Annotated in this window: 1 protein-coding gene; it reads left to right on the plus strand. The window is 69.6% G+C overall.

The genetic code is table 11. The annotated features are described in order from the left end of the window. Positions 1 to 648 (plus strand): RNA polymerase sigma factor (locus FQ755_RS03190; protein WP_313957404.1); only part of this gene is annotated, 648 nt, incomplete at both ends.

The raw sequence follows: 648 nt of genomic DNA on the forward strand, positions 1-648 counted from the left end.
GCTGCGCCTGCTCGGCGGCCTGACCACCGATGAAATCGCGCGAGCCTTTCTCGTGCCCGAGCCCACCATCGCGCAGCGCATCGTGCGGGCCAAGCGCACGCTGTCGGCCGCCAAGGTGCCGTTCGAGGTGCCGCAGGCGGACGCGCGCGCGGCGCGGCTTGCATCGGTGCTGCAGGTGATCTACCTGATCTTCAACGAAGGCTATTCGGCTACGGCGTGCGACGACTGGATGCGCCCGGCGCTGTGCGAGGAAGCGCTGCGGCTGGGTCGCGTGCTGGGCGGTCTCGTACCGGGTGAAAGCGAGGTGCTCGGCCTCGTCGCGTTGATGGAGATTCAGGCATCGCGTACCCATGCCCGTACGGACGCGCAGGGGCGTCCGGTGCTGTTGCTCGACCAGGATCGCGGCCGTTGGGACCCGCTGCTGATCCGTCGCGGACTGGCCGCGCTGAACGCGGCGCAGGCGCTCGGCGGCGCGAGTGGACCGTATGCGCTGCAGGCGGCGCTTGCGGCTTGCCATGCGCGGGCGCGTCGCGCGGAAGAGACCGACTGGACGCAGATCGTTTCGCTCTATGACGCGTTGGCGCAAGTGGCGCCTTCGCCGGTGGTCGAGTTGAATCGGGCCGTGGCGGTCAGTATGGCGTTCGGACC

Source organism: Paraburkholderia sp. BCC1885 (assembly GCF_900996235.1).
GTDB lineage: Bacteria > Pseudomonadota > Gammaproteobacteria > Burkholderiales > Burkholderiaceae > Paraburkholderia.